Source organism: Asaia prunellae JCM 25354 (assembly GCF_000613885.1).
Classification (GTDB): domain Bacteria; phylum Pseudomonadota; class Alphaproteobacteria; order Acetobacterales; family Acetobacteraceae; genus Asaia; species Asaia prunellae.
Map to the genome: position 1 here is coordinate 119094 of NZ_BAJV01000001.1, position 25836 is coordinate 144929.

Consider the following 25836-nt stretch of genomic DNA (forward strand, 5'->3'; position numbering starts at 1 on the left):
ACAGCTCAGTTTTTCAGTGAATCAACGAATCTTTCCAGCCAGTGGATCGTATAGTCACCTTTCTGGAACTGCGGATCGGCCAGAATCTTGCGATGAAGCGGAATAACCGTCTTCACACCATCGACCACGCATTCATCCAGAGCGCGCTGCATACGGGCAATGGCTTCGGCACGCGTGGGCGCATGAACAATCAGCTTTGCAATCATGCTGTCATAGAAAGGCGGTACGCGATAACCTGCATAGATGGCGCTGTCGATGCGCACACCCAGACCGCCCGGTGCATGGAAGACCTTGATCGTGCCCGGGTTGGGCATGAAGGTTTCCGGATCTTCGGCATTGATACGGCATTCGATGGCATGGCCGCTGAATGTGACATCAGACTGCTCGTAGCCCAGAGCTTCACCTGCCGCGACGCGGATCTGCTCACGCACCAGATCGACATCACAGACCATTTCGGTCACCGGATGCTCAACCTGAAGACGCGTGTTCATTTCAATGAAGCAGAACTGACCATCCTGATACAGGAACTCAAGCGTACCTGCATTGCGATAGCCCATTCTCTTGAGCGCTGCAGTTGCCGTCTCACCGATGGCGTCACGCTCTTCAGCTGTCAGAACCGGTGAACCGGCTTCCTCAAGCAGCTTCTGGTGGCGACGCTGAAGCGAGCAATCACGCTCGCCAAAATGCACGACATTGCCGTGGGTATCGGCCAGGATCTGCAATTCGATATGACGCGGCTTGTCGAGATATTTCTCGAGATAGACCTCGTCATTGCCGAAAGCGGCACGCGCTTCCGTACGGGCAACTGACCAGGCTTCCTCGATCTCGGCTTCGCTCTGCGCCACCTTCATGCCGCGACCGCCGCCGCCGGCAGCCGCCTTGATCAGGACCGGATAACCGACCTGTGCAGCTACTTCGCGCGCGGCCGCAAGGTCACGCAGCGCACCGTCGGATCCCGGCACCAGTGGCACACCAAGCTCACGCATGGTGGTCTTGGCCATGATCTTGTCACCCATCGTACGAATATGATGAGCGGTCGGACCAATGAAGACAAAACCGTGTTCTTCAACAGTTTCGGCAAAATCGGCATTCTCGGAAAGAAAGCCATAACCGGGATGAATGGCTTCAGCCCCGGTTATCGTGGCAGCCGAGAGAATAGCCGCTACGTTCAGGTAGGACTCGCGTGAAGAAGGCGGGCCGATGCAGACCGCCTCATCCGCCAGTCGGACATGCATTGCATCCGCGTCTGCCGTCGAATGCACGGCAACCGTGGCAATGCCCATCTCACGGCAGGCGCGCAGGATGCGAAGCGCGATTTCGCCGCGATTGGCGATCAGGATCTTGGAAAACATCTGGCCCCAGACTCAGTCAGTAGTACTTATTCGATGATGGCGAGAGCTTCGCCAAATTCTACCGGATCTCCGCTTCCCACGAGGAAACGCGTCAGCGTGCCACTGCGCGGAGCCTTGATCTGGTTGAAGGTTTTCATGGCTTCGATCAGCATGATCGTCTGCCCGGCTGTCACAGCCTGACCTTCCTGCACGAATGGCGGCGCAGACGGATCGGGTGTCAGATAGGCAATGCCGACCATCGGGCTGTTGACCGCCCCCGGATGTTTCGCTGCGTCAACGGGCGCAGCCACCGGTGTTGCGACCGGGGCGGCGACGGGAGCCGGAGCCATGGCGTGGGTCACCTGCCCGCCGGCGCTGCGGACAACGCGAATGCGATTGTCTTTTTCAGCGACCTCGATTTCGGTCAGTCCGGTTTCGGTCAGAATATCAGCCAATGCCCGGATGGCATCCGCGTCCACGAGCATACGGCTCATCGTTCGTCCTCGTCTTCGATCATGTCATAGAGTGCACGCAATGCCATGGCGTAGCCACGCACACCAAACCCGCAGATTACGCCAATAGCGGCCTGGGAGGTATAGGTGTGGTGGCGAAAGGCATCGCGGCGATGGATGTTGGAAATATGGACCTCAACCGTCGGCAGCCCTGTTGTCAGCAACGCATCCAGAAGCGCGATGGAGGTATGACCATAAGCCGCCGGGTTAATCACAATACCTCGTGCCCGCCCCCGACATTCCTGGATCCAGGAAACGAGTTCACCCTCGATATTCGTCTGGCGAAAATCGATGGCAACATCGAGCTGCTCGGCAGCCTGGATGCAAACCTGCTCCAGATCGTCCAGGGTCGCATGACCATAGATTTCCGGCTGTCGCATTCCAAGCATATTGAGGTTGGGGCCGTTCAGCACGGCAATCATCGGGCGGATCATGAATGCAGCCCGTAGCACTTTCGTCCTGAGCGTAAAAGCCTTCGTGCTTGTAACGACAGGATTACGCCTCATTCCTGCCTCGTTTCTCCCCTTTTCTGCTGTCAGATAGGCAGACAGACACCTTGTTCGAACAGAGGTGTTCCCTGGAAAAAGCCCGGATTTGCTTCATAATTTCGCATTCCGGGCCTGCTGTGTTAGGAACGTCGTTCGCCGTCCCGGCTTGTCGGGACATTCGATCGTTCGGAGTTACTGAGCAAAAGGCTAAACGCTGTCGTGATATCTTACTCAAGCAGATTGCGTACTTTCAGATCCACGGAACGCAGAAAAATGCGTGTTCGTGCCCGAATCGGAGGTTTGGCCCTGCTCTGCACAGCGCTTGCACCGAAACACGGAGCCCATGCCGCAACAAAAGCGGACGTCACCACCGTTACGGCTCCTTCTGCAGAACATGCTCCCTGGGCCTCATCGGTCAAGAAGGCTCTGGCACGACGGGCGCATAGCCTTGCTCTTGCAAGCCACAATGTACTGGCGTGGTCAGAACACGGTGTTGCAAGCTGGTATGGCAAACGCCTTGCCGGTCACCGCACAAGCAGCGGCGAGAGACTCGATGGTCGGGCACTGACAGCTGCTCACCCCACCCTACCCCTTGGCTCCAAGGTTCTTGTCGAGAATGAGGATACAGGGCGATCCGTTATCGTCACTGTCAATGATCGCGGCCCGTTCAACAGCCGCATCATCGATCTGTCTCACGCAGCGGCAGCAGAAATCGGCATGCTTGGCAGCGGCACTGCCCATGTGAAGCTCGCACCCATTCCTTCAGATACGACAATCAAGGAAGATGAACCGCTGGAAGTTGCTGAAGCCGAAGCCGAGGATACAAACGCTCAGGCTATTGACGCTGTTACCCCGACCATCAAACCACATACAGTCAAGACTGCGAATACCCGTCGCACGCATCATCGCAGGTAGGAATTATTCCTGTAATAATTAAGCCCTGACGATCGAGCTGGTTACAAGAAAGGGCGTGGCACACAACGGCCACGCCCTTTTCTTATGGGTAAACAAAGCAGCTTTCAGTGTCAGCTTTCCGAAGTCACCGCATGTGCCGGTTCCGGCGCTTCCTGCACGCGCGTAAGGCCTGGCACCTTGGGACTGAATCCTTTCATTCGATCTTCCAATCCGGCATTCAGCTCTGCTCCGAAGAGCACGACGTAAGTCCCTACGAAGAACCACATCATGATTGCGGCCACAGCACCAAGAGGCCCGTAGGTTGAGCCGTAGCTTGCGAAGTGACTGACATAATAGGAGAAACCGAGTGACGTGAGCACCCATAGGATAGTCGAGATGAACGACCCGGGCACGATCCAGCGCCAGTCGGGTTTGTCACGGCAGGGGCCATAGCGAAACAGCAGCGTGACTGCAGCAAAGACGAAAAGCAGCATCAATGCCGGAGCCCCGAAATGCACGATATAACGCGTGCTGTAACTCATCAGATAATCAGCAAGATAGAGTATTTCGGGAGGCAGGTTACGCAAACCGAAGCGGTTGAGCAGATCAGGCAGGTAATCGACCAGAGCCGGAAAAGCCACCATAAGGGCCAGCGTAAGACAGGCTGCCACGACCGCGCCAAGGGTTACCCCAAGCGCAACAAACTGGAATCTGAAAAATCCCCGTGTCTCAAGCACGTCATAAGCGAGATTCAGGCAGAAAGGACAGATTTGGTGCTCGCCGAGGTAGACCAGAGTGCGATCGAAATTGAAAAGATAAGGCCCATCGTCAACGAGGAGTGGGGTTGACCGATAAGCGTATGAATCTGTGATGCAATAAGCTGGAAGGCCGCAGGAGGAAGAAGGCTGCGCAGAACATTAAGCTGTGGTTCCACGGTCTGCAGATCGAAGACCAGGCCATAAACGGAGATAAGCGAGGTGATTGCGGGAAAAAGCGACAATGTCGCGTAAAAGGCGCACCCGGCAGCAGACAGACTGGTCTGGCTGGAGCCATATTGCTGAGCGTCTGACGCAGAACCAGTTTCCACCCGCCAAAAGGCATATGAAAAGGGCTTTTTGCACCCGTGCCGGGAGCCGCACGCGCAAGTGCCTTTGGCTCATCACTGTCCTGATTGTCGGTCATGGCCGAATTCCGGGAAGTTTCGTCAACAGAGGCTTCCCGCGCATCCACTGCACCTCCCGATTCTGCCGCTTCCTGTGACATATGGCTTCGTGGGGTGGAAGTCTCGTCCACGCAGTGTTCCTTCCTCTTGATGACTCTATTCCCGAGGCCAAAGCGCATTAGGCATGCCGCCCGGAACAAATGATTTGTCGATGCTCCTGTATAGTTGCGAGAGAAGCATGATACCAGCATGACGCTCTGGCATGGGAAACGTTGCACCACATCCTTCGTTAAGGAATGGTGACTGCGTAGGCAGTGCAGAAAAAACGGATTCAGCCCCATTTTTTTGTTGCATGCGTAGGGCTTTGGTCCCATATGCCCCCCACGCAGCAACGCACGTGCCACTGGCCCTCTGTAGGTTACGCAACGACGTCAAGCGTTCTGGCAATCGGGCTGTCCCCCGCTTCTTAAAGAGCAGGCAGCCTCGTCCTGATCGCCGGTCCGTTCGACCGTTTCGCAACAATTCCGCCCGTGCAGGTTCGGGCGGATTTCGGGAGGAGTGACTCAATGACTCCGAAAATCGTCCGCTATCTTGCCGAGCAGCAACCGGCAACTCCTTGCCTCGTGGTCGATATCGATCATGTTGAAGCACGCTATCATGCCTTGCGTGATGCCCTTCCCCTGGCACAGATCTATTATGCCGTAAAAGCCAATCCGGCTGCCCCGATCCTTGAGCGTCTGGTACGGCTTGGCTCGTCTTTCGACGCAGCCTCAATCGGCGAAATTCACCAGTGCATGGCTGCCGGTGCCCAGGCCAGCCAGATTTCTTTCGGCAATACCGTAAAGAAAGTTTCTGCCATTCGCGAAGCTTTTGATCTGGGCGTCGATCTTTTTGTTTTCGACAGCGAAGAAGAACTGGCCAAGCTTGCCGAGCACGCCCCGGGTTCGCGCGTCTTCTGCCGACTGGCTGTTGAGAATGAGGGGGCCGACTGGCCACTATCACGCAAATTCGGCACGACCATCGCCCATGCGAAGGATCTCCTGCTTCAGGCTGTCGATCTCGGTCTTGAGCCTTATGGCCTGTCCTTCCATGTTGGGAGCCAGCAGACCAGCACGGCCGCTTATGAGGCTGCCATTGCCAAGGTCGCCATGCTGTTTACTGATCTTTCAGCGGCTGGAATCGACCTGAAAATGGTTAATCTGGGTGGTGGTTTCCCTGTTCGTTATCGTGATGACATTCCCGAAATCGAGCAGTTCGGTCTGGCCATTGGCCGCGCCATGACCGAGCATTTCGGCAATGCCTTGCCGCAAATGCTGATCGAGCCGGGTCGTTTTATGGTGGCAGAAGCCGGTGTGGTATCGACTGAGGTTGTTCTGGTGAGCCGTCGCGGCGGCAAGGAGAGCGATCCACGCTGGGTCTATCTCGATATCGGTCGGTTCGGCGGTCTGGCAGAGACCGAAGGCGAAGCAATCCGCTATCGTTTTCGTACGCCGCATGATGGCCTGCCGACGGGCGAAACGGTTGTGGCGGGCCCGAGCTGCGACGGTGTGGACATCATGTATGAGAAGAATCGCGTTCAGCTGCCCCACGCACTGAATTCGGGCGACCGTATCGAACTGCTCACAACAGGTGCCTATGTTACCACCTATTGTTCAACCGGTTTCAACGGCTTCGCCCCGCTGAGTGAACATTACATCTGAGCCTTCAGAAGCGGTCTTTTCCTGACGGCCATGACAGCAAAACGAAGGCGCCCGCGACTGGAGTGTTCCATCGCGCGGCGTCTTTTCTGTTTCAACAAGGACCCGGAGCCTGTCTTCGCATACAGTCTTCATTACGGGCGTTCCCCCGGAACAACGAATACCCTGATTCCGGGCTTCCTTTTCCTGATACGGTCAGTTGTTTTATGAAGCGTCGTGATTTTCTGCTCTCCGGACTTCTGACCGGGATCGTTCTCTCCAAGGCGGCACGGGCAACCCCGGCGCAAGATACGGCTCAGGGCCATATTGGCCGCAGCAACAGCCTCACAGATGTCGAGGGACTGAGTGTAGGCCAATCTCAGAATACCAATAGCCGTACCGGTGTAACCGTTATTCTTCCCGACCAGCCTGTGCCCTGCGCCGTCGATGTGCGTGGAGGGGGGCCGGGCACCCGCGAAACCGATGCCCTCAACAGCTGGAATCTGGTCCATCGGATTGATGCCCTGACCCTGTCTGGTGGCTCGGTTTATGGGCTCGCTGCCGCTGACGGTGTTGCGGCCTGGCTGGGTGCGCGAGACCGTGGCTTTGCCATGCGCAAGGTCAAAGATGTGCCTGTTTCTCCAATCGTCCCGGCTGCCATTCTCTATGACCTTGATAATGGTGGCGACAAATCCTGGGGGGAGGCTCCCCCCTATCGTGCTCTCGGCGTGGACGCGGTCAGCCATGCCAACCGTCACGTTGCCCTCGGAACGGTTGGTGCAGGCTATGGCGCGATGGCCGGACGCCTCAAGGGCGGAATCGGCACAGCCTCGTGGGTAACCAGAGACGGTTATACGATCGGGGCTATCGTTGCGACGAACAGTCTTGGTTCTGTCACCCTTCCCCATGAAAAACATTTCTGGGCCGCCCCTTTCGAACAGGGAAGCGAGTTTGGCGGTCTCGGCGTTTCAGCATCCCGAATCGCCCCTGAGGATATGAGCGGTACCAAGCTCGATCCTCAGCCCCGAGCCAATACAACTCTGGCCTGTGTTGCCACAGATGCCGCCCTCACACAGGACGAACTCAAACGCATCGCCATGATGGCGCAGGACGGTCTGGCTCGCGCCATTCATCCGGTACACTCCCCATTCGACGGCGATACGATTTTTGCACTCGCAACAGGGACCAAAGCTGTAGCCGAAAACGGACGCGCCCTTCTTGTTGCACAGCTCGGCAGCATTGCCGCGGATGTTCTGGCACGTGCTGTTGCCCGTGGCGTATTCAATGCCTCTTTGCCGCCTGGTATGACCGTTCCGCTATGGTCGACCCTGCCGACGCATCATTAACCAGCGGCAGGCTAAGAGGCCTCAATTACCTTCAGGCTGAATTTTCTGCGCGAGGCCGTAGAAGGCAATGGCAGAATCTGCGAAAATCGATCTGCCGCGCTCGGGTACATTTTCCGACACAACATTGCGGGCATAGGTAAGCGTGTCCTCATAGTCATCCTGAGCCAGCAGGCAGACAGGCCAGTCGCTCCCCCACATAAGACGATCCGAGAAAAGGGAAAAAAGCGTCTCCACGAAAGGAACAAGCAGAGCCTGCTTTCCTCCCAAGGGGAGCTCGGTATGAAGACCAGAAAATTTGCATGCGACACCGTGTTCAGAGAGATCATTCATAGCCTCACACCAGTGGTCAAACCCCGCACCTGACAGGTCCGGCTTGGCTGCGTGGTCAATCACGACAGATATTTCATCCCACAGACGGCAAAAGCGGCGGATCATGTTCAGGTGACGGGGTTTCACCAGCGCGTCCAGGCGCAATCCGTTTTGCGCCAAGGCCCGGAGCGCAGGCATCACTTCACGTGAAAGCAGCCAGTCCACATCGTCCATATCCTGCAGCATGGGGCGCAAAGCCTTGAGCTTGGGATAGCGGGCAAGTCGGCCGATCAGCTCAGGAGCCTCTGTGCTGGAGAAATCGACCCAACCAACCACCCCGGCAATCCAGTCATGCTGTTCGGCAAGTGACAGAAGCCAGAATGTTTCGCGTATGTCCTCCTGTGCCTGGACAACAATACTCCCCGTCACCCCCGAAGGCCGGGAGACCCTGGCAAAATCATTGGGAAGATAGTCCCGGAAAATTCTGACTTGCTGAAACCCTGGCCATTGATGAAACGCGTTGGTACGCGCCCATAAATGATGATGGGAGTCGATTATACAGGACCAGTTACCGGTCATGCGGCAGTCCAGCCACCGTCAATCACGTGGACACTGCCTGTCGTATAGGCAGAGGCATCACTCGCAAGATACAGGGCAAGTTCGGCTATTTCCTCGGCGGTGCCGATACGCCCCATCGGCTGACGAGCAATGAAGGCTTTGCGTGCGGCCTCGGCATCTCCCGTTGAGGAGAGCCGCTCATCAAGTGACGGGGATTGCACTGTGCCAGGACAGATCACATTGCATCTTATCCTGCGGGTAACATAATCGACCGCGATCGACTTGCTTAGTCCGATAACCGCCGCTTTGGTCGTGCCATAGGCAAAGCGATTGGGCACGCCAATCACCGAGCTTGCCACCGACGCCATGTTGATGATCGATCCACCCCTATCAAGCATTCCCGGCAATACGGCACGCGTGACATCCACCATCGCATGCACATTCAGTGCGAAAGAAAGGCGATATCCCTCCGCGCTCGTTTCAAGCAAGGATCCAGAATCAACATAACCTGCGCAATTGAAGAGAATGTCGACGGCACCGATCTCAGCCATACGCGCAGTAATATCGTCTGACTTCAGCAGATCGAGCGTAACAGGATGACATCCCGACAGCGTTGCAAGAGCCTCCGTCTTGCGATCAACCGCGAAGACTTCGGCCCCCTCGCTGGCAAAAAGAATGGCGCTGGCTCGTCCTATTCCCTGCCCGGCCCCTGTGACGATCGCCCGTTTTCCGGCAAGGCGGTTCATGACGCATAGCTCCTGCAGATCTGCGTCTGTCGGCCCAGCGACACACCCTGATCGCTCTCGATACCCAGAACCATACGATCACCGGGCTTGAGATAAACGGGCGGCTTGAAACCCAGTCCGACCCCGGCCGGCGTTCCGGTCGAGATGATATCACCAGGGCAAAGTGTCATGAACCGGCTGATATAGCTGACAAGGAAGGCCACATCGAAAACCATGTTCTGCGTATGGCCATTCTGGTGACGGACGCCATTGACCTCAAGCCAAAGCGACAAGGCCTGTGGATCCGGGACTTCATCTGTTGTGACCAGCCAGGGGCCTATAGGTCCGAATGTATCGCAGCTTTTGCCTTTCACCCACTGGCCACCCTGTTCCAGCTGAAAAGCCCGTTCTGACAGATCATTGATCACAACATAACCAGCCACATGATCGAGTGCGTTTTCAGCAGCGACATGCCTTGCTGTCTTGCCAATGACAACACCAAGCTCGACCTCCCAATCCGTTTTTTCCGAACCAAGGGGAATGATGATATCGTCATTCGGACCACAGATTGCGCTGGTGGCCTTCATGAACAGGACAGGTTCAGCAGGCGGAACAATTCCTGACTCAGCGGCATGATCCCGGTAATTCAATCCTACACATATGAATTTACCCACCCCTGAAACTGCAGGTCCCAGCCTCTCTCCTTCCGGGAGCAGGGGCAATCGGGCTGTATCAATTGCCATCAGTCTGGACAGCAGACCGGACTCAAACGCTTCACCTGAGATATCACTGACAATCGAGGACAGGTCTCGTGCGCGCCCCGTCCTGTCAATAAGAGCAGGCTTTTCCATTCCGGGTTGTCCAATTCGGGCAAGCTTCATGGGATACTCCTTGCTTCTGAACGTTTGATGTAAAGGGCGAAAGCCAGGACAACGGCAAAACTCAGGCTCGGCACAAGCATCGCAAGACGGATGCCCATGAAATCAGACACATGTCCCATGAATCCGGTCAGAACAGCCCCCCGATAATCGCCATGATCATGAGAGAGCCACCAAGACGACGCTCCTGCCCCAACCCTTCCACACCAAGCGCAAAAATGGTCGGAAACTGGATTGAAAGGAAAAAACTTGCCAGCACCAGACAATAAAGCCCGGCATGTCCGGACAAAGCCGACGAGCCCAGTGTGAGCAAAAGGCTTGCCGCTGCAAAAAACTGTAAAATGGTGTTCGGTGCAAAACGCACCATCAGTGACGTGCCGCAGAAACGCCCACACGCAAACAGGATCAGACTGATCAGAAGCGCATTGGCCCCAGAAGCCTCTGTCATATGCGCATTGGCCTCTGCATAGCGTATCGTATAGCTCCATACAGCCACCTGGGCACCGACATAAAAAAACTGGGCGATTACGGCAAAGCGCAAGCGAGGCTTTCTGAACAATCCATATAAGGAGTTTCTCTTCCCCTCTCCGGACCCATGATGCTGCACGGGCGGAAAACGGATGAAAGCTGCCAGCATTGCGAGACACAGAACGAATAAACCAAGAGTGATATAAGGCCCTCTGACCGAAAGAATTTCATTTCTGTAAAATAACGTCTTTGCCGCTTCGGACAGGGTTGGGTCCGTCGGATCCAGCGTCTTGCCGGAAAGAATAAAATATTTTCCGATCAGTATACCTGAGAGAGTACCAATCGGGTTGGCAACCTGTGCCCAGTTCAGCCGCCGTGCTGCACCTGCCGGATCTCCTATCTCCGTCATGAGGGGATTGGCTGCTGTTTCGAGGAAAGCCAATCCACCTGCAATGATAAACAGGGCGACCAGAAAGAATTCATAACGGCCAAATTCGGCTGCAGGATAAAAGAGTAAAGCCCCTGCGCCATAGCAGCCCAGGCCTGTCATGATGGCGATACGATAACCCCGACCCTGCATAAGCAGGGCTGCGGGCAAGGAAAAAAGAAAATACCCGAAATAGAAAACCTGCTGTACGAAACTGGTGCCAAAATCCGAGAGTACAAAGGCTTTTTTGAATTGGGCTATGAGGATATCATTGAGGTTATTGGCCATACCCCAGAGAAAAAACAGCACCACTACAAAGGCTATGGCGACATGATATCCATCCTGACCGCTGCCTGGTTTTTCCGTCATTGCGCTGTCTCCTTTCCCGGCTCGGGAAATCAATCGATGGCTCGATCGAGATGGACATAGCCTCCATCCACAAAAAGGAACTGGCCTGTGGTATGCGCTGCGCGATCGGAGAGAAGGAACACAACCGTGTCAGCAATTTCAGCCGCCTCGGTGAACCTTTTGCCAAGTGGGATACGCGCTGTGATTGCCTGTTTCCTGGCTTCGGGATCATCACAGGTCTTCAACCAGTTTTCATATAGCGGCGTCAGAACCTCCGCCGGAATAACCGCATTTACCCGGATGCCATGATCCTTGAGATCCACAGCCCATTCACGTGTCAGAGCAAGCTGAGCCCCTTTCGCGGCAACATAACCGCTGGTATTCCCCTGTCCTGTCACTGCTGTCTTCGACGAGATATTGACAATTGCCCCGCCTGTTTTCTTGAGAGCAGGGAGCGCATGGTGGGCCATGGCATAATAATGCCCGAGATTATTATGCACCGATCTGAGAAATGCCTCAGTACCCGCCTCCAGACCAACACTGTCATTGGCTCCGGCGTTATTGACCAATCCATGAATGGCGCCGGTTTTCCGCAACACGGTCTCAACAGCCTCACGACAGGCTGCGTCATCATGCAGATCGCAAGGAACATAGATATATTCCGCGTTCAACGCCTCAAGGGAAGCAAGCAGGGCGTCTTCCGGGGGACGTCGTGCAATAATGGCCGGTCGCGCGCCCTCCTGTGCAAGAGAACGGGAAATGGCGCCGCCTATACCTTGCCCTCCACCCGTCACGAGTATGGTCTTGTTTTTCAGCCCGAGCTTCATGATGGTGCTCCCTGGCAAAATTCGTGAGCAGCCAGACTTTTTTCGTAAATTTCGATCGAATAACCAGGTGCTTCCGGCGGGAAATACGCACCGTCACGCACAACGCAGGGATATCTGAAATGCTCATGGAGATGATCGACAAATTCGGCAACACGCCCGTCGGTCGTTGCTGAAAAGCAGAGATAATCCACCATTGCCAGATGCTGTACATATTCGCACAGCCCAACGCCCCCAGCATGAGGGCAAACCGGCAGATCGAATTTTGCCGCCATCAGCAAAATAGCGAGCACCTCGTTCACACCACCCACGCGACAGGCATCGATCTGCACGATATCAATGGCTTCGCTTTCGATGAATTGCTTGAAGAGAATGCGGTTCTGGCACATCTCCCCGGTGGCAACACTGATGCCATTCAGCCCACGCCTGATCTTGGCATGGCCAAGAATATCATCGGGGCTGGTTGGCTCTTCAATGAACCACGGCTGTGCAAAGGCGAGATGTCTCATCCACTCTATCGCCTCGGAAACCTCCCAGACCTGATTGGCATCAAGCATGAGTTTACGGTCCGGCCCGATCACCTCGCGTGCGATCGTGACACGGCGGATATCATCATCCAGATCGCGACCGACCTTCAGTTTGACATGAGAAAAGCCCTGCGCGATGGCCTCGCCACATAGTTGCCTCAAGCGCTCGTCGCCATAACCGAGCCATCCGGCCGAAGTCGTGTAGCAGGGATACCCCTCCTGCATCAGGATTTCGCGTCGTGATGCCTTGCCTCGGGCACGCCGCTTGAGCAGAGACAGCGCCTCGTCTTTGGTGATGACATCAGTGAGATAACGGAAGTCGATCGTGCCAACGAGCTGCTCGGGTGACATATCGGCGATCAACGCCCAGAGCGGCTTGCCCTCGGCGCGTGCCCATAGATCCCATACGGCATTGACCACAGCCCCTGTTGCCAGATGCATGATTCCCTTGTCGGGCCCAACCCAACGAAGCTGACTGTCAGATGTGATATTGCGCCAGAAGGCTGCCGGATCCCGCCTGATATCCTCGAGTTCGAGCCCCACGACCAAAGGCGCGAGCGCTTTTACCGCCGCACAGCAGAGATCATTCCCGCGACCTATCGTGAAGGTCAGGCCATAGCCCATCAGGCCAGCCACATCTGTCGCAAGCGTGACGTAGGCTGCCGAATAATCGGGATCCGGATTCATGGCATCTGAGCCATGCAGACCAGAAGATGTCGGGAAACGGATATCTCGCACAGAAAGGGAAATAATCTTCGCCACATCAAACTCCGCGTGACAGACAAGACCGAATCGTTATTATTATATGTTATATGTATCTATTATTTAGTGATATATATGTTATGTAACACATAATTGCGAGCAATCTGTTTGGAGAGTCAGAAATGTCACTTTCTCCTCGCGTTTCAGGCACCGTCTTTTCTGCCAGCGAACGCCGTTGCTACGCGCTGGATCTGGTGAATGACGCTGAGCTCATCACGGCTTATGAAAAACGTCATCAGCCAGGGAATGTGTGGCCGGAAATTCTTTCGGACATGAAAGACCGGGGCATTGTCAGCATGGAAATCTGGCGCTGCGACGACCGTCTTTTCATGATCACCGAAAACGATCCCACTCACCCGGCACAGAAAGAGATCCCGCCGCTCGTACAGCAATGGGAGGCGGAAATGGACCATTATCAGTGCCGTCTGCCCGGCTCGGCAGAAAACGAAAAATGGCGCGCCATGACGTGCATCTTCGATCTTGAAAGCCACACGCATCATCGCTGAGCAGTTGTTGAAATAAATCCCGGTAAGGTTGTTCACGTTGGGGTCAATGAGGCTCGCAAGGCCTGATGGCTTGTGGTTCTCTTTCCGTCCGTAATGACTGGCAAAATTGCGGGTACATTCCTGCCGGGAGACTTCTCATGACCAAAACCCTCTCTGTTGCTCTTTCCGGACAGGAGCTGCTCAATCATCCTTTCCTGAACAAAGGACTGGCTTTCAGTGCAGATGAGCGAGAGGAATTCGAACTGCACGGGCATCTGCCACGCGCTATCCTGTCACTGGATGAGCAGGTTGAGGCCGCACTGAAGTTCCTCGACGCCCTGCCCTCGCCTTTTGCTCGTCATGTGCATTTACGGGAATTGCAGGACACGAATGAAACGCTGTTCTATGCCCTGCTGACCCGCAAGCTCGAAAGCATGTTGCCACTGGTGTATACACCGACCGTCGGCGAGGCATGCCAGCGCTTTTCGGAGATCTGGCAGCGTCCACGCGGCCTTTTTCTGAGTTATCCCGAGCGGGATGCGATCGAGGATATCCTTTCCGACCCGGCCTATGATGATATCCGTATTATAGTCGTGACCGATGGCGAGCGCATTCTCGGCCTTGGCGATCAGGGTGCTGGTGGCATGGGCATTCCTATTGGCAAGCTCTCGCTTTACACAGCCTGTGCGGGCATTTCGCCGGACCAGACACTCCCGATCCTGCTCGATACCGGCACAGACAACCAGGATCTGCTGCACAATCCCGCTTATATCGGCTGGCGTCACGAGCGTGTGCGCGGTGCCGAATATGACGCCTTCATCGAGCGCTTTGTCACGGCTGTGCAAACGCGCTGGCCGCATGTCGTGCTGCACTGGGAAGATTTCAGCGGCGTCAATGCAGCGCCCATTCTGGAACGCTATCGCGACCGGCTGTGCACTTTTAATGACGATATACAGGGCACGGCCGCCGTCACCACGGCCGCCATTCTCAGTGCCAATGCCGCCCATGACGGCAAGCTCAAAGACGAGACTGTCGTCATGCTGGGTGCAGGTTCTGCTGGCGTTGGCATCGCCAGATTACTGCTACAGGTCATGCAGGATGAAGGCGCAAGCGAAGATGAGGCCCTGTCACGCTTTTACATGCTCGATCAGAACGGTCTTCTCTGTGCTGACCGCGAAGGACTTACCGACGGGCAGGCCCTCTTCGCCAGGTCTGACTGGGAGAAACGCCCTACCGATTTCGAGAGCGTCATGCGTGAGACCAAGGCCACCATCCTGATTGGTGTCTCGGGTGTCAGGGGACTGTTCAGCGAGAAAATCGTGCGTGAAATGGCCAGAAACTGCAAACGCCCGATCATCTTCCCGCTCTCCAACCCCACCTCGCATTCCGAAGCCACGCCTGAAGACATCATGAACTGGTCTGAAGAGCGCGCCCTCGTCAGCACAGGCAGCCCCTTCCCGCCACTCGACCTGCATGGCCACACCCATCGCGTCGACCAGACGAACAATGCCTATATCTTCCCCGGACTGGGGCTCTGTCTTCTGGCCACCGGGGCCACGCGGGTGACGGAGTCCATGTTCATGGCGGCAGCGCGTGGCCTTGCTTCGCTCTCCCCCCTGCGGAGCAACCCGGACGGCAATCTCCTGCCCCCGGTCACGCAATTGCGAAAGGTCGCACTCGCTGTTGCTGAAGCTTCTGCCAGACAGGCGCGCGAAGATGGCGTATGTCCTGATCTGAGCGATGAGGAACTGCATGACCGCATTCAGTCCCTCGTCTGGACGCCTGAATATTGTGCTTATGAGAAGATCTGACATGACAGACACACGGATCGAGAGCGACGGCCTCGGCGAAATCGAAATTCAAGCCGACAAGCTCTGGGGCGCGCAAACACAGCGCTCCCTTCATTATTTCAGCATCGGCCGCGAATTGATGCCGCGCGAAATGATCGAGGCCTATGCCATCGTCAAGCGCGCCTGTGCGAGTGCCAACCATCAGAGCGGGCGTCTGGCCGAGACGCAATACAAGCTGATCACCACGGTCTGCGATGAGATCCTGGCCGGTCAGCATGCCGACATGTTCCCGCTTCATGTCTGGATGACCGGCTCTGGCACCCAGTTCAATATGAACATCAACGAGGTCATTTCGAACCGCGCCTGCCAGCTCTCTGGCGAGGCTCTGGGCAGCAAGCGCCCGGTTCACCCCAATGATCACGTCAACATGTCACAATCGTCCAACGACAACTTCCCCACGGCCATGCATGTGGCGGTTGTGCTGGGCAGCCGTCGTAGACTGATCCCGGCCCTGACCCGTCTGGCGGAGTCCATCGAAACCAAGGCCGAAGAGTGGAAGGATATCGTCAAGATTGGCCGCACCCATATGCAGGATGCCGTGCCGGTCACGCTAGGACAGGAATTCCACGGCTATGCCGGGATGCTGCGCGAGAACATTGCTCGCATTCAGGAAGCCGAGAAGGGCCTCTACCCCCTAGCCCTTGGCGGTACCGCACTCGGCACCGGCATCAATACCGATGCCCCCTTTGCTGGTCGCGCCTGCGCCGAGATCGCCCGTCTGAGCGATGCGGCCTTCATCAGCGGCGAGAACAAATTTGCCCTGCAAGGCGCGCATGATGCGCTTGTGCATTTTTCGGGTGCGCTCCGCACCACGGCAGGCGCGCTCTACAAGATCGCGAACGACATCCGCCTTCTCTCCTGCGGCCCGCGCGCCGGCTTTGCCGAGCTGCATCTGCCTGAGAACGAGCCCGGCTCGTCCATCATGCCGGGCAAGGTCAACCCGACCCAGGCCGAGGCTCTGGCCATGCTGGCCGTGCAGGTCATGTCCAATGACGTGGCGGTGGGTTTCGGCGGCGCCGGTGGCCTGCTGGAAATGAACGTCTACAAGCCGCTCATCATCCAGAACATCATGCAGAGCATCACCTTGCTGCATGACGGCAGCGAGAATTTCCGCACCTTCCTGATTGAAGGCACCAAGCCGAACCTCGCCCGCATCGAGCGCTACGTGGCTGAGTCCGTGATGCTGGTAACGGCCCTCGCCCCGACCATCGGTTACGACACGGCCTCAAAGGTCGCGCATCACGCCATGGACCATGACTGCACGCTGAAAGAGGCCGCCCTGGCCCTGAACGCTGTCAGCGAGGTCGATTTCGACCGTCTGGTCGACCCGCGCACCATGCTGGCACCAAATCTGAAGGGGAAGTAAGGGAAAGCGGGGCTCTGCCCCGCCCCCCGGAAAGGGGCGGCAGCCCTTTTATCGCAATAAATTTAGTACCACGCTGCGTACGCGTTGGGTTGAAAGAAGAAAGTCCGTCATCGGACATTGAAGTAGCAAAATTTCCGTGCACGATCTCTATTAGCAATATGCTAATAGAGATCGTGCACGCTGAAGCGGCCTCAGCTTGAAGAAGTCATTCTCTTGTTGAAATTATTGCCGGCAAAATAAAATCATCACAACGCATGCACTTGGGACATTCATAATGCCAGATTGTTATTCTGTAATACAAATGCATATCCTTGTTTCTGAAGACGTCTGCGTTGCTGCAAGAGCAACAATTCGTGCCGCAGAGATCCAAGCTAAAGCAGCTAGATATGCAGGTATTTTGACTGTACTTTCTTCGATCATAGGTGCAACATCTGCTATTTTGGCAGTAATTTATAGTTTTTGGCAGTATAATAAAAACAACAAAAAACAATATGCAATGAAAAATAATATTTTTGTGAATGAGTTTTTAAAAAAATCTGATGAATTTTTAAATATGAAATTTAACATAGACAGATGCATTTCACGAGCTGAAGCAAGAAGTTATTCAGTGCAGCAGGATTCAAAATTAATAGCGGAAATAGGCTATATAGGTACAGATTTGCAAAGTATAAATTCTATTTTTTTTCACTCAGAATTTATAAATAAAGAAATTTATAACTATATAGGTAATTTATTATCTATTTATAGAGATATAAACTCCGCCTCTCGCGAGGTTTTTGTTGCATATGGCAAAAAAAAATGAAAAATGCAATGATGAGGCGCTCAGAATATATAAAGAAAAGCACAGTATATTTCTAAATAACCTACTTGAATTCAAAAAACAAATATTATTATTTTTTCCAATGAAAGAAAAGCTTATGCTTTACAAAGCAGAATGAAAGTTTTGATTTAAACGGAATCGTAAAATATAAATATTCTAGGGTCCCGGTGTGGGATGGAATCAGTTCTCTACCTCAGCGGAAAAATAGCGAAAAATTGGAATTTGGGGGAAACGTATATGTACTTCGTAAGACCGGTTCAGCGTCAGATAATGAATTTCGCGCAAGCCTTCAACAATCCTGCCTTGGCAGTCTGCTATGTAGAAATCAAACTATAATACCTGAGGTCTGGAGTGACGGCGAAAGCAGCCGTTCGATGGCTAGCCTCCGCAACGGGTTACCAAAGGGCGACGGCTCTTTGGCGGGTTTCAGGGCAGCGTCCCGATGCTTCCCCCATTGCTCCCTCCCCCTTTTCGAGATTGTCATGCTGTTCCAAACTCGAGAGGACTTTGCATGTCGCGCAAGATTTTTGTTGCGGCGTTGCTGGCTTCGCCTTGCCCATTCTTCCCGCGGCCAATGCACCTGAGCCTGCCAAGAGCGAGGCGCCGAAGGAAGGATTGGCGGCACTGCTGCCTGCGGATTCCATCACCGAGCATCATCTGACCACATGGGCAGAACATTGCTTACACCGCCCATGCGGGCACGATCACGCTGCGGGGTAAAGATGGCAATTCCTCCACCAATGTCTCCTAACTAGCCTATAATAAGAACGAGGCGAATATCCAGCCGCGCCCGGGCTCATTCTTCTTCAGTGGCTCTACTCGCTAATCACTTCTGAGCCTTACTTTAGGCGCTTTGCACTGAAGTGCTGCGCGCTTTTCTCAGGTGCTCAGGCGATTTTCAAAAGCATTCTGCTCGTCATACAGACGCTCTGGAACGCGCGCGCCCAAACCAGCCAGATAATCCCTGTTCGCTTCTGCCTCCTTCCGCCACGCTTTACGATCGATCGTCATGAGCGGAGCCAGATCGTCTTCCTGCATGGCCAGACCATCCAGATCGAGGCTGCCTTTTGCGGGTACGTTGCCAACCGGCGTGGCGACCGCCTCTACTGAGCCTTCCAGCCTCTCAACAATCCATTTCAGCACACGGATATTGTCGCCAAAGCCCGGCCAGATAAACTGGCCGTTTTCATCGGTTCTGAACCAGTTGACCATGAAGAAGCGCGGCATATGGGCTTTGTCGACCCGCTCGTCCTGCGCGAAGCTCAGCCAATGGGCGAAATAATCGCCCATGTTGTATCCGCAGAACGGGTTCATCGCGAACGGGTCACGGCGCAGGCTTCCGAGATCGTGTTCAGAAGCGGCTGTGCTTTCCGAGGCGAGGGTCGCGCCCATATACACGCCATGTTCCCAGCTGAAGGCTTCAGTAACCAGCGGCACAGCGCTCGCCCTGCGTCCGCCCACCAGAATGGCTGACAGTCTGACGCCTTCGGGGCGGCACCATTCCTCGGCGAGAGACGGGCATTGCTCGATAGGCGCCGTGAAACGGGCATTGGGGTGCATGGCGGGACCGGAATCCGGATCCCATGGGCGACCACGCCAGTCTGTCAGACCCTGAGGCGGTGTATCAGTCATGCCTTTCCACCATACCGTGCCGTCTTCGGTCAGGGCGGCGTTGGTGAAAATACTGTTGGCCCGCATGGTCTGCATGGCATTACGATTGGTCTTGTCGCTGGTGCCGGGGGCCACGCCGAAAAAACCGGTTTCCGGGTTGGAGGCGTAGAAATACCCATCGGCCCCGACGCGCATCCAGCAGATATCGTCACCCAGTGTCTCGACTTTCCATCCCGGCAAGGTGGAATCGAGCATGGCGAGATTCGTCTTGCCGCAGGCACTCGGAAAGGCACCCGCAATGTAATGAACCTTGTTCTCCGGCGACGTGACCTTGAGAATGAGCATATGCTCGGCAAGCCAACCCTGATCACGTGCCATGACGGAGGCAATACGCAGGGCAAGGCATTTCTTGCCAAGAAGGGCATTGCCGCCATAACCCGAACCGAATGACCAGATCTCACGGCTTTCCGGAAAATGGAGGATCCATTTTTCATCACTGCATGGCCAGGCCGTGTCCGGCTCGCCCTTGCCGCGTGGCGCGCCCACAGAATGGATGCACCGGGCGAAAAATTCATTTTCGCTCATGGATTCAAGCACTTCTCGGCCAATGCGCGTCATGATGCGCATGGAGAGAACCGCATAGGCGCTGTCAGTGACCTGAACGCCGATAACCCGGTTTTCTGCCTCGATCGGTCCCATGCTGAACGGCACGACATAAAGCGTGCGTCCGCGCATGCAGCCTTTGAAAATCTTCTGCATCCGGGCGCGGCCTTCTTCAGGCGCTATCCAGTTATTGGTTGGCCCGGCTTCTTCCTTCGAAGCGGCGCAGATAAACGTCCGGCCTTCTGTTCGGGCCACGTCATTGGGGGCTGAGCGCGCCAGATAGGAATTGGGATAATGTTCGGGGTCAAGCGCGACCATCGCACCGCGCGCGACCTGCTCCGTGGCGATCCGGTCCCATTCAGTTTGCGTTCCGTCGCACCAGTATATACGGTCAGGTTCGCAAAGGGCTGCAATTTCCTCAACCCAGAGACGCACATGCGCAGGAATGTGCAGAGTATCCGCCAGCGTATTTCCTCGACGCTTACCATCGATATGCATTGCTTTTCTCCCTGTATGAAGAAAATCAAGCCGATATTGACAGAGAAACCTAATTCGAATTTCTGATACGATATAAGATTTTGTTTTTTGTCGGAACGTGTTCTCTCAAGCTTTAGAGCGGGATAAATGGCAGAGCAGCCTCAGACACGCATTCCGTTCACCGTCTCGTGACAAACGGTCTGGCGATACCGGAACTGAACCTACGTCATATACGTGCGCTGATTATTGCTGCGCAGGAAAACAGCCTGAGTGCAGCCGCACTGGCAGTCGATCTCTCTCAGCCCGCCCTCACCCAGGGCATAGGCAGCATAGAAACAAAACTTGCCGTCCGGATTTTCGATCGCCTGCCTCACGGATTGAGACTCACCCGGGAAGGAGAGCAGATCGTCATACGCTTTCGTCGTGCCCTCGATTATCTGGGAGAAGGACTGAAAAACGGTGCAGCGATTTCCCGCCGTCAGGCTCGCCCGGAACATCATCTGACTCTTGTGCAGGTCAAGGCACTGCTCCTGCTCTCTGAGACAGGAGGCATCGCAGCGGCGGCCCGTATGGGCGAATTGTCAAAACCCGCCATTCTGCGCCCCCTCAAGGCGCTCGAAACGCTGAGCCAGATCGAACTGCTGGAAAAAAACGGACGTATTCTCACCCTGTCTCGTGCCGGTCACCGCATGGCCAGAAAATTCAGGCTCGGCATCAACGAACTCGTCATTGCCTGCCGCGAGGCCGCACGCCAGACAGATCATATCTCGATCGGCGCCATGGCGCTCGCGCGCTCCATGCTCCTGCCTGTCGCCCTGGCGGAGCTGGCGCGTACCACGCCGCTCGCACAGATGAATGTTGTCGATGGCTCTGCCCGCGAACTGTTCTCTGCCTTGCGCAACGGTGTGCTCGATCTTGTTATCGGTGCCCTGCGCGAAGAACCTCCTCCCGAACTGCGACAGGAGCTGCTTTTGCGCGATCGTATCGCAGTGATCGGCAGGGTTGGCCACCCTCTCGCAGGGCACAGGCCGAGCCTTGACGAGCTGGCTCGCTATCCCTGGATTGTCGGGCCACGCACATCCTATCTTCTCGATCAGTGGCAGCAGATTTTCGATCGCGCCGGTATCGAGCGCCCCAAGGCCCCGATACAATGCGCGTCGGTCACAACCATACGCGGCGTGCTGACACGCAGTGATTTTCTGACGCTGCTCTCACGCGATCAGATTGCCATTGAAATGTCAGCAGGTCTGCTCACGCCAATCGAATCCGAAATCCCGGACACCATACGCACTATTGGCGTTTTCACACGCAGGGACTGGCTACCAAGCGCATTGCAGGAGCGTTTCCTGACTCAGCTCCGCATGTCAGCAAGAACGCTGCATATGGAACGTTCGTAACTGAAACTCTTTTCCAGAAACAGGATCGCCGGAGATCAGGAACATGATCTTGCGGATCAGCAGACCCGCAACACCAGAAGACGACGGCCACCGCCGATCACGGAGGCCATCGTCACGACCGGTTCAGTGGTCCTGCTGCGCTGACATCATACCATCGGCAGTGTTGTCCGAACGAAGCGCCCGGACAAGCCCGATCATGTAAAATGATAGGACAATGGAGAAGGGCAAGCCGCAAAGAACGACAGCCATCTGCATGGCGTCAAAATTTCCGGCAATCAGAAGCCCGAGACTGATCACTGCAATTGCCGCAACCCAGACAAGACGCATCCATACCGGCGCGTCCTCATCTGGCGCGCTGTCACGCATCGAAAGGCTTGCAATCATGAAGGCACCGGAATTCACCGGCGTCAGAAAAAGAACAAAACTCGCAAACACCGCGACCGTGGCAATGACACCGCTCAAAGGCAGCGTTTCAAGCAGGCGGTAGAGCGCCATCGGAGGATCATTCTGCACGGCATCAACCAGCACGGCACCCGCGCCATTCCTGACGAGATCGATCGCCGTATTGCCGAAAATTGCAAGCCATACGAGGGTGAAGCCAAGAGGGATGAAGGTTACACCAAGCACAAGCTGCCTGATGGTCCGCCCCTTCGAGATACGCGCGATAAACAGGCCGACAAAAGGTGTCCAGGCAATCCACCACGCCCAGAAGAAAAGCGTCCAGGTCGCCATCCATTTTTCAGCATGACCATAGAGATACATGTTGAACGTCGAGGGGATGAACGAAGACAGATAATCCCCTGTGTTCTGCACGATACCCTGAAAGATATGTTCTGTAGGGCCAGTACTCAGAACGAAAAGCAGAATACCGCAAAGAATGGCCAGATTGACGTTGGAGAGCAGGGCAATCCCCTTGTCCACCCCCGCCACGACCGTCACGGCGACTGCCATCATCATGACGACCGTAATGGTAATTTCCACCGGCATGGTCATCGGTATTCCGAAAAGATGATGCAGGCCCGAATGCACCAGAAGTGCTCCGATACCGACATTCGTGACCATTGACACCATCGTGGCGAGTACGCCCAGACAATCAACCAGATCGCCAAGGCCACCATTGATACGATCACCGAAAATCGCAACCAGTGGCGAGCGCAAGGCGAGCGGCATACCCTTGCAATAGGCAAAATAGGCCAGGGTCGTGGCAACCATTGCATAGAGTGTCCAGCCATGCACACCCCAGTGCAGAAATGTGAGGGCCATAGCACCATGCGCGGCCTCAACGGTAGCCGCTGCCCCCTGGGGGGGCCTGAGATAATGGTCGAGCGGTTCGTAGGCACCATAATAGATGAGTGCTATCCCGATCCCGGCTGAAAACAGCATGGTGGACCACGAAAGGGTCGAGATCGCCGGTTTCGATCCCGGCTCCCCCAGGAGCACATCGCCATAACGTGAAAAGGCAAGCCAGCAGACAAGCCCCATGCAAATAGCAATCAGCACCATATAGAACCAGCCGAACGCCCCGACCACTGCAGACTGGGTCAGATCGAGCGCGGTCCGGCTTTGTGATGGCCAGAGCATGCACGCCAGCCCTGCCAGTGTTGTGATAACCGCCGAAATCCAGAATACCGGCCTGTTAACACTCATTTTTCTTGATCTCATACATGACGCAACCTGGGACGTCATCTGAGTGCTCCATCTCTATTCTGCTCAGATCAAGCTGCCAGTCCCCTGACTGGATACAGACCGCCGTCCCGAGTTCTCCCTATCAACGCTCCTGCTGTTCTCATCACGCCAGTTGTGACCGGGCAGACTCCAACGCAGGGTTGAATTACATCTTGGTTATCTTTATTGAGCAATCAATCAAATTAAATCTTTCGGGAGGTGGAGCTTACATGCCGAAAGTTGGAATGCAGCCTGTCAGACATCAACAGCTAATCGACGCCACATTCAGGGTAATCGAGGATAGCGGTTTAAGTGACGTCACACTTTCCTCCGTCGCAACAGAGGCGGGGATGTCGGCGGGCATAGTTTCACACTACTTCGGCAATAAAGATGGATTACTCGAAGCAGCCATGAGACAAATTCTCAGGGATTTGCGCGAGGCTGTGCTTTTTCACTGCATTCATGCACGGGATCAAAGTCCGAGAACCCAGCTCAGAGCTATTGTTCATGGGAACTTCGCTCCCAGCCAGACCAGCCCTGCGGCCATGCGCAGCTGGCTGGCTTTCTGGTCCGCCAGCCTGAACAATCCCCAGTTCAAAAGACTGCAACGTGCCAATGACAGGCGGTTGCACTCCAATCTCGCCTATCAGTTCGGTCGCGAGCTGGAACGGAAAAACGCTCTCGATGCCGCGACCGGTCTTGCCGCTCTCATCGACGGCCTGTGGCTGCGTGGCACGCTTGCAGGGGAGGCCTTTGATAGCGAGCAGGCGCTCAGGCTCTCCTTCGATTTTATCGACCAGCACCTTCCTTCCTCAAACTGCGCCCTGTCCGCGAGCAGCACAAAACGGAAAAAATCATGACGACACAAAGCGAACCACTCTTCATCAATGGCAGCCATGTCCAGACAAGAACCGGGCGTACCATCAAGACGATCAACCCTGCGACCGGTGAGGCGATCGCCACAGTACAGGTGGCAGGTGCCGAAGAGGTTGATGCGGCAATAAGAAGTGCCGAAAAGGGGCAGAAAATCTGGGCGGCCATGACAGCCGTCGAAAGATCACGCATTCTCAACCGGGCCGTCGCCATCCTGCGTGAGCGCAACGACGAACTTGCACGCCTGGAGAGTCTCGACACGGGCAAGCCATATTCGGAAACAAGCACGGTCGACATCGTCACAGGCGCTGATGTGCTGGAATATTATGCCGGGCTGGCCCCTGCCATTGAAGGTATCCAGGTCCCGCTTCGCGATACGAGTTTCTTCTATACAAGGCGCGAGCCTCTTGGCATCGTTGCAGCGATCGGCGCCTGGAACTACCCCATTCAGATTGCCCTCTGGAAATCGGCCCCGGCTCTTGCCGCAGGAAACGCCGTCATTTTCAAGCCAAGTGAAGTCACCCCCCTTACGGCACTGAAACTGGCAGAAATCTACACCGAAGCAGGTCTGCCTGACGGCGTCTTCAATGTCATTGTGGGTCCAGGTCGCGAAGTGGGCAATCTCCTGACGTCAGACCCGCGCATTGACAAGGTCTCCTTTACCGGAAGCGTTCAGACCGGCAAGAAAGTCATGGCCGATGCCGCGGCGTCGAGCCTCAAGGACGTGACCATGGAACTTGGCGGCAAGTCACCGCTGATCATTCTGGCTGATGCCGATATCGAACGTGCTGCTGATATTGCCATGATGGCCAATTTCTACAGTTCCGGTCAGGTCTGCACCAATGGAACGCGTGTTTTCGTACCGGCATCTCTGAAAAAATCTTTCGAGGCTGCCATCGCAAAACGTGTCGCCCGTATTCGTGCAGGTGACCCCATGGATCCGGCAACGAATTTCGGCCCCCTGACAAGCTTTGCTCATATGGAGACAGTGCTGAACCATATTGAAGCCGGAAAAGCCGAAGGGGCAACGGTTCTCGCTGGCGGGCATCGCCTGACAGGCCCTGCATTCGATCGTGGTGCCTATGTTGCTGCCACCGTGTTCACAGACTGCACTGATACGATGCAGATCGTACGCGAAGAGATCTTTGGTCCGGTCATGAGCATCCTGAGCTATGAAACGGAAGAAGAGGTTATTGCGCGCGCGAATGATACGACATTCGGCCTTGCCGCAGGCGTTGTGACCCAGGACATCACCGCAGCGCATCGTGTCATTCATGCGATCCAGGCGGGTATCTGCTGGATCAATACATGGGGTGAAAGCCCTGCCCAGATGCCTGTCGGTGGGTACAAGCAATCCGGTATCGGACGCGAAAACGGCATTCAGACTCTGCTCGCCTACACTCAGGTGAAGTCAATACAGGTCGAACTTGCTCCCTATGCATCGGTATTCTGAT

23 protein-coding genes are annotated in these 25836 nt (G+C 55.3%); 10 read left to right on the forward strand and 13 right to left on the reverse strand.

The features are described from left to right. Positions 1–5 precede the first annotated feature (5 nt). From accC to aroQ, 3 genes are read right to left on the reverse strand one after another with little or no spacing between them, the layout of a single operon-like run. Complete coding sequence (gene accC, locus JCM25354_RS00530) at positions 6–1352, reverse strand: acetyl-CoA carboxylase biotin carboxylase subunit (RefSeq protein WP_025884556.1); 1347 nt, start codon at positions 1350–1352, stop codon at positions 6–8. 26 nt (positions 1353–1378) lie between these two features. Beyond that, positions 1379–1825 (reverse strand): acetyl-CoA carboxylase biotin carboxyl carrier protein, encoded by a 447-nt coding sequence (locus tag JCM25354_RS00535; protein ID WP_025884557.1) that lies wholly within the window; start codon positions 1823–1825, stop codon positions 1379–1381. Beyond that, positions 1822–2277 carry a type II 3-dehydroquinate dehydratase gene (gene aroQ, locus JCM25354_RS00540; protein WP_035446567.1) on the reverse strand — a complete coding sequence of 152 codons (456 nt, stop codon included), beginning with the start codon at positions 2275–2277 and terminating at the stop codon, positions 1822–1824. The genes JCM25354_RS00535 and aroQ overlap by 4 nt, the downstream gene beginning before the upstream one ends. A 327-nt stretch (positions 2278–2604) precedes the next feature. Between aroQ and JCM25354_RS00545 the strand changes: the two genes are divergently transcribed. Beyond that, positions 2605–3246, forward strand: coding sequence for a septal ring lytic transglycosylase RlpA family protein (locus JCM25354_RS00545; RefSeq protein ID WP_025884559.1), 642 nt, complete (start codon positions 2605–2607; stop codon positions 3244–3246). Positions 3247–3356: 110 nt separating this feature from the next. On the opposite strand, the gene JCM25354_RS23660 is transcribed toward JCM25354_RS00545, so the two are convergent. After that, positions 3357–3962 carry a YihY/virulence factor BrkB family protein gene (locus JCM25354_RS23660; RefSeq protein WP_051537121.1) on the reverse strand — a complete coding sequence of 202 codons (606 nt, stop codon included), beginning with the start codon at positions 3960–3962 and terminating at the stop codon, positions 3357–3359. A 14-nt stretch (positions 3963–3976) separates the two neighbouring features. Beyond that, complete coding sequence (locus JCM25354_RS23665) at positions 3977–4312, reverse strand: YhjD/YihY/BrkB family envelope integrity protein (protein WP_051537123.1); 336 nt, start codon at positions 4310–4312, stop codon at positions 3977–3979. A gap of 641 nt (positions 4313–4953) precedes the next feature. Here JCM25354_RS23665 and JCM25354_RS00555 point away from each other — a divergent pair. Beyond that, positions 4954–6087: a type III PLP-dependent enzyme gene (locus tag JCM25354_RS00555; RefSeq protein WP_025884560.1), complete on the forward strand. Its 1134-nt coding sequence runs from the start codon at positions 4954–4956 to the stop codon at positions 6085–6087. A gap of 203 nt (positions 6088–6290) precedes the next feature. After that, complete coding sequence (locus JCM25354_RS00565) at positions 6291–7409, forward strand: P1 family peptidase (protein ID WP_025884561.1); 1119 nt, start codon at positions 6291–6293, stop codon at positions 7407–7409. Between the two features lie 21 nt (positions 7410–7430). Here JCM25354_RS00565 and JCM25354_RS00570 read toward each other — a convergent pair whose 3' ends face one another. The 6 genes from JCM25354_RS00570 to JCM25354_RS00595 all read right to left on the reverse strand — a co-directional run bounded on the left by JCM25354_RS00570 (position 7431) and on the right by JCM25354_RS00595 (position 13235). After that, the gene (locus tag JCM25354_RS00570) at positions 7431–8297 is read right to left on the reverse strand and encodes an amidohydrolase family protein (protein WP_035446534.1); all 867 of its coding nucleotides are present in this window, start codon (positions 8295–8297) and stop codon (positions 7431–7433) included. After that, positions 8294–9022 carry an SDR family oxidoreductase gene (locus tag JCM25354_RS00575; protein ID WP_025884563.1) on the reverse strand — a complete coding sequence of 243 codons (729 nt, stop codon included), beginning with the start codon at positions 9020–9022 and terminating at the stop codon, positions 8294–8296. Before JCM25354_RS00575 ends, JCM25354_RS00570 begins: the two co-directional genes overlap by 4 nt. Continuing rightward, positions 9019–9882, reverse strand: a complete 864-nt coding sequence (locus tag JCM25354_RS00580; RefSeq protein WP_025884564.1) for a fumarylacetoacetate hydrolase family protein — start codon at positions 9880–9882, stop codon at positions 9019–9021. Before JCM25354_RS00580 ends, JCM25354_RS00575 begins: the two co-directional genes overlap by 4 nt. 127 nt (positions 9883–10009) lie before the next feature. Then, the gene (gene fucP / locus JCM25354_RS15585; RefSeq protein ID WP_199899867.1) at positions 10010–11143 is read right to left on the reverse strand and encodes an L-fucose:H+ symporter permease; all 1134 of its coding nucleotides are present in this window, start codon (positions 11141–11143) and stop codon (positions 10010–10012) included. A gap of 29 nt (positions 11144–11172) precedes the next feature. Continuing rightward, on the reverse strand, positions 11173–11949 hold the full coding sequence (locus JCM25354_RS00590; protein ID WP_025884565.1) for an L-fucose dehydrogenase: 777 nt from the start codon (positions 11947–11949) through the stop codon (positions 11173–11175). Beyond that, a complete protein-coding gene (locus JCM25354_RS00595) occupies positions 11946–13235 on the reverse strand; it encodes an L-fuconate dehydratase (RefSeq protein ID WP_025884566.1) in 1290 nt (429 codons plus the stop codon). Before JCM25354_RS00595 ends, JCM25354_RS00590 begins: the two co-directional genes overlap by 4 nt. Before the next feature lie 122 nt (positions 13236–13357). On the opposite strand from JCM25354_RS00595, the gene JCM25354_RS00600 reads away from it, so the two are divergent. The 4 genes from JCM25354_RS00600 (at position 13358) to JCM25354_RS00615 (ending at position 17738) form a co-directional block, all read left to right on the forward strand. Further along, positions 13358–13741, forward strand: a complete 384-nt coding sequence (locus tag JCM25354_RS00600; RefSeq protein ID WP_025884567.1) for an L-rhamnose mutarotase — start codon at positions 13358–13360, stop codon at positions 13739–13741. Between the two features lie 137 nt (positions 13742–13878). Further along, the gene (locus JCM25354_RS00605; RefSeq protein WP_025884568.1) at positions 13879–15531 is read left to right on the forward strand and encodes an NAD-dependent malic enzyme; all 1653 of its coding nucleotides are present in this window, start codon (positions 13879–13881) and stop codon (positions 15529–15531) included. A gap of 1 nt (position 15532) precedes the next feature. Further along, positions 15533–16936, forward strand: a complete 1404-nt coding sequence (locus tag JCM25354_RS00610; RefSeq protein WP_025884569.1) for a class II fumarate hydratase — start codon at positions 15533–15535, stop codon at positions 16934–16936. Between the two features lie 274 nt (positions 16937–17210). Beyond that, entirely contained in the window at positions 17211–17738 is a 528-nt protein-coding gene (locus tag JCM25354_RS00615) for a hypothetical protein (protein WP_148301322.1), read from the forward strand. Between the two features lie 897 nt (positions 17739–18635). Here JCM25354_RS00615 and JCM25354_RS00620 read toward each other — a convergent pair. After that, on the reverse strand, positions 18636–20468 hold the full coding sequence (locus tag JCM25354_RS00620; RefSeq protein WP_025884571.1) for a phosphoenolpyruvate carboxykinase (GTP): 1833 nt from the start codon (positions 20466–20468) through the stop codon (positions 18636–18638). A 167-nt stretch (positions 20469–20635) separates the two neighbouring features. On the opposite strand from JCM25354_RS00620, the gene JCM25354_RS00625 reads away from it, so the two are divergent. Beyond that, complete coding sequence (locus JCM25354_RS00625) at positions 20636–21844, forward strand: LysR family transcriptional regulator (protein ID WP_025884572.1); 1209 nt, start codon at positions 20636–20638, stop codon at positions 21842–21844. 123 nt (positions 21845–21967) lie between these two features. Here the strand turns inward: JCM25354_RS00625 and JCM25354_RS00630 are convergent, their stop codons facing one another. Further along, entirely contained in the window at positions 21968–23491 is a 1524-nt protein-coding gene (locus JCM25354_RS00630) for a BCCT family transporter (RefSeq protein ID WP_199899868.1), read from the reverse strand. Between the two features lie 248 nt (positions 23492–23739). On the opposite strand from JCM25354_RS00630, the gene betI reads away from it, so the two are divergent. Then, on the forward strand, positions 23740–24369 hold the full coding sequence (betI, locus tag JCM25354_RS00635) for a transcriptional regulator BetI (RefSeq protein WP_025884574.1): 630 nt from the start codon (positions 23740–23742) through the stop codon (positions 24367–24369). Next, entirely contained in the window at positions 24366–25835 is a 1470-nt protein-coding gene (betB, locus tag JCM25354_RS00640) for a betaine-aldehyde dehydrogenase (RefSeq protein ID WP_025884575.1), read from the forward strand. Before betI ends, betB begins: the two co-directional genes overlap by 4 nt. Position 25836 lies beyond the last annotated feature (1 nt).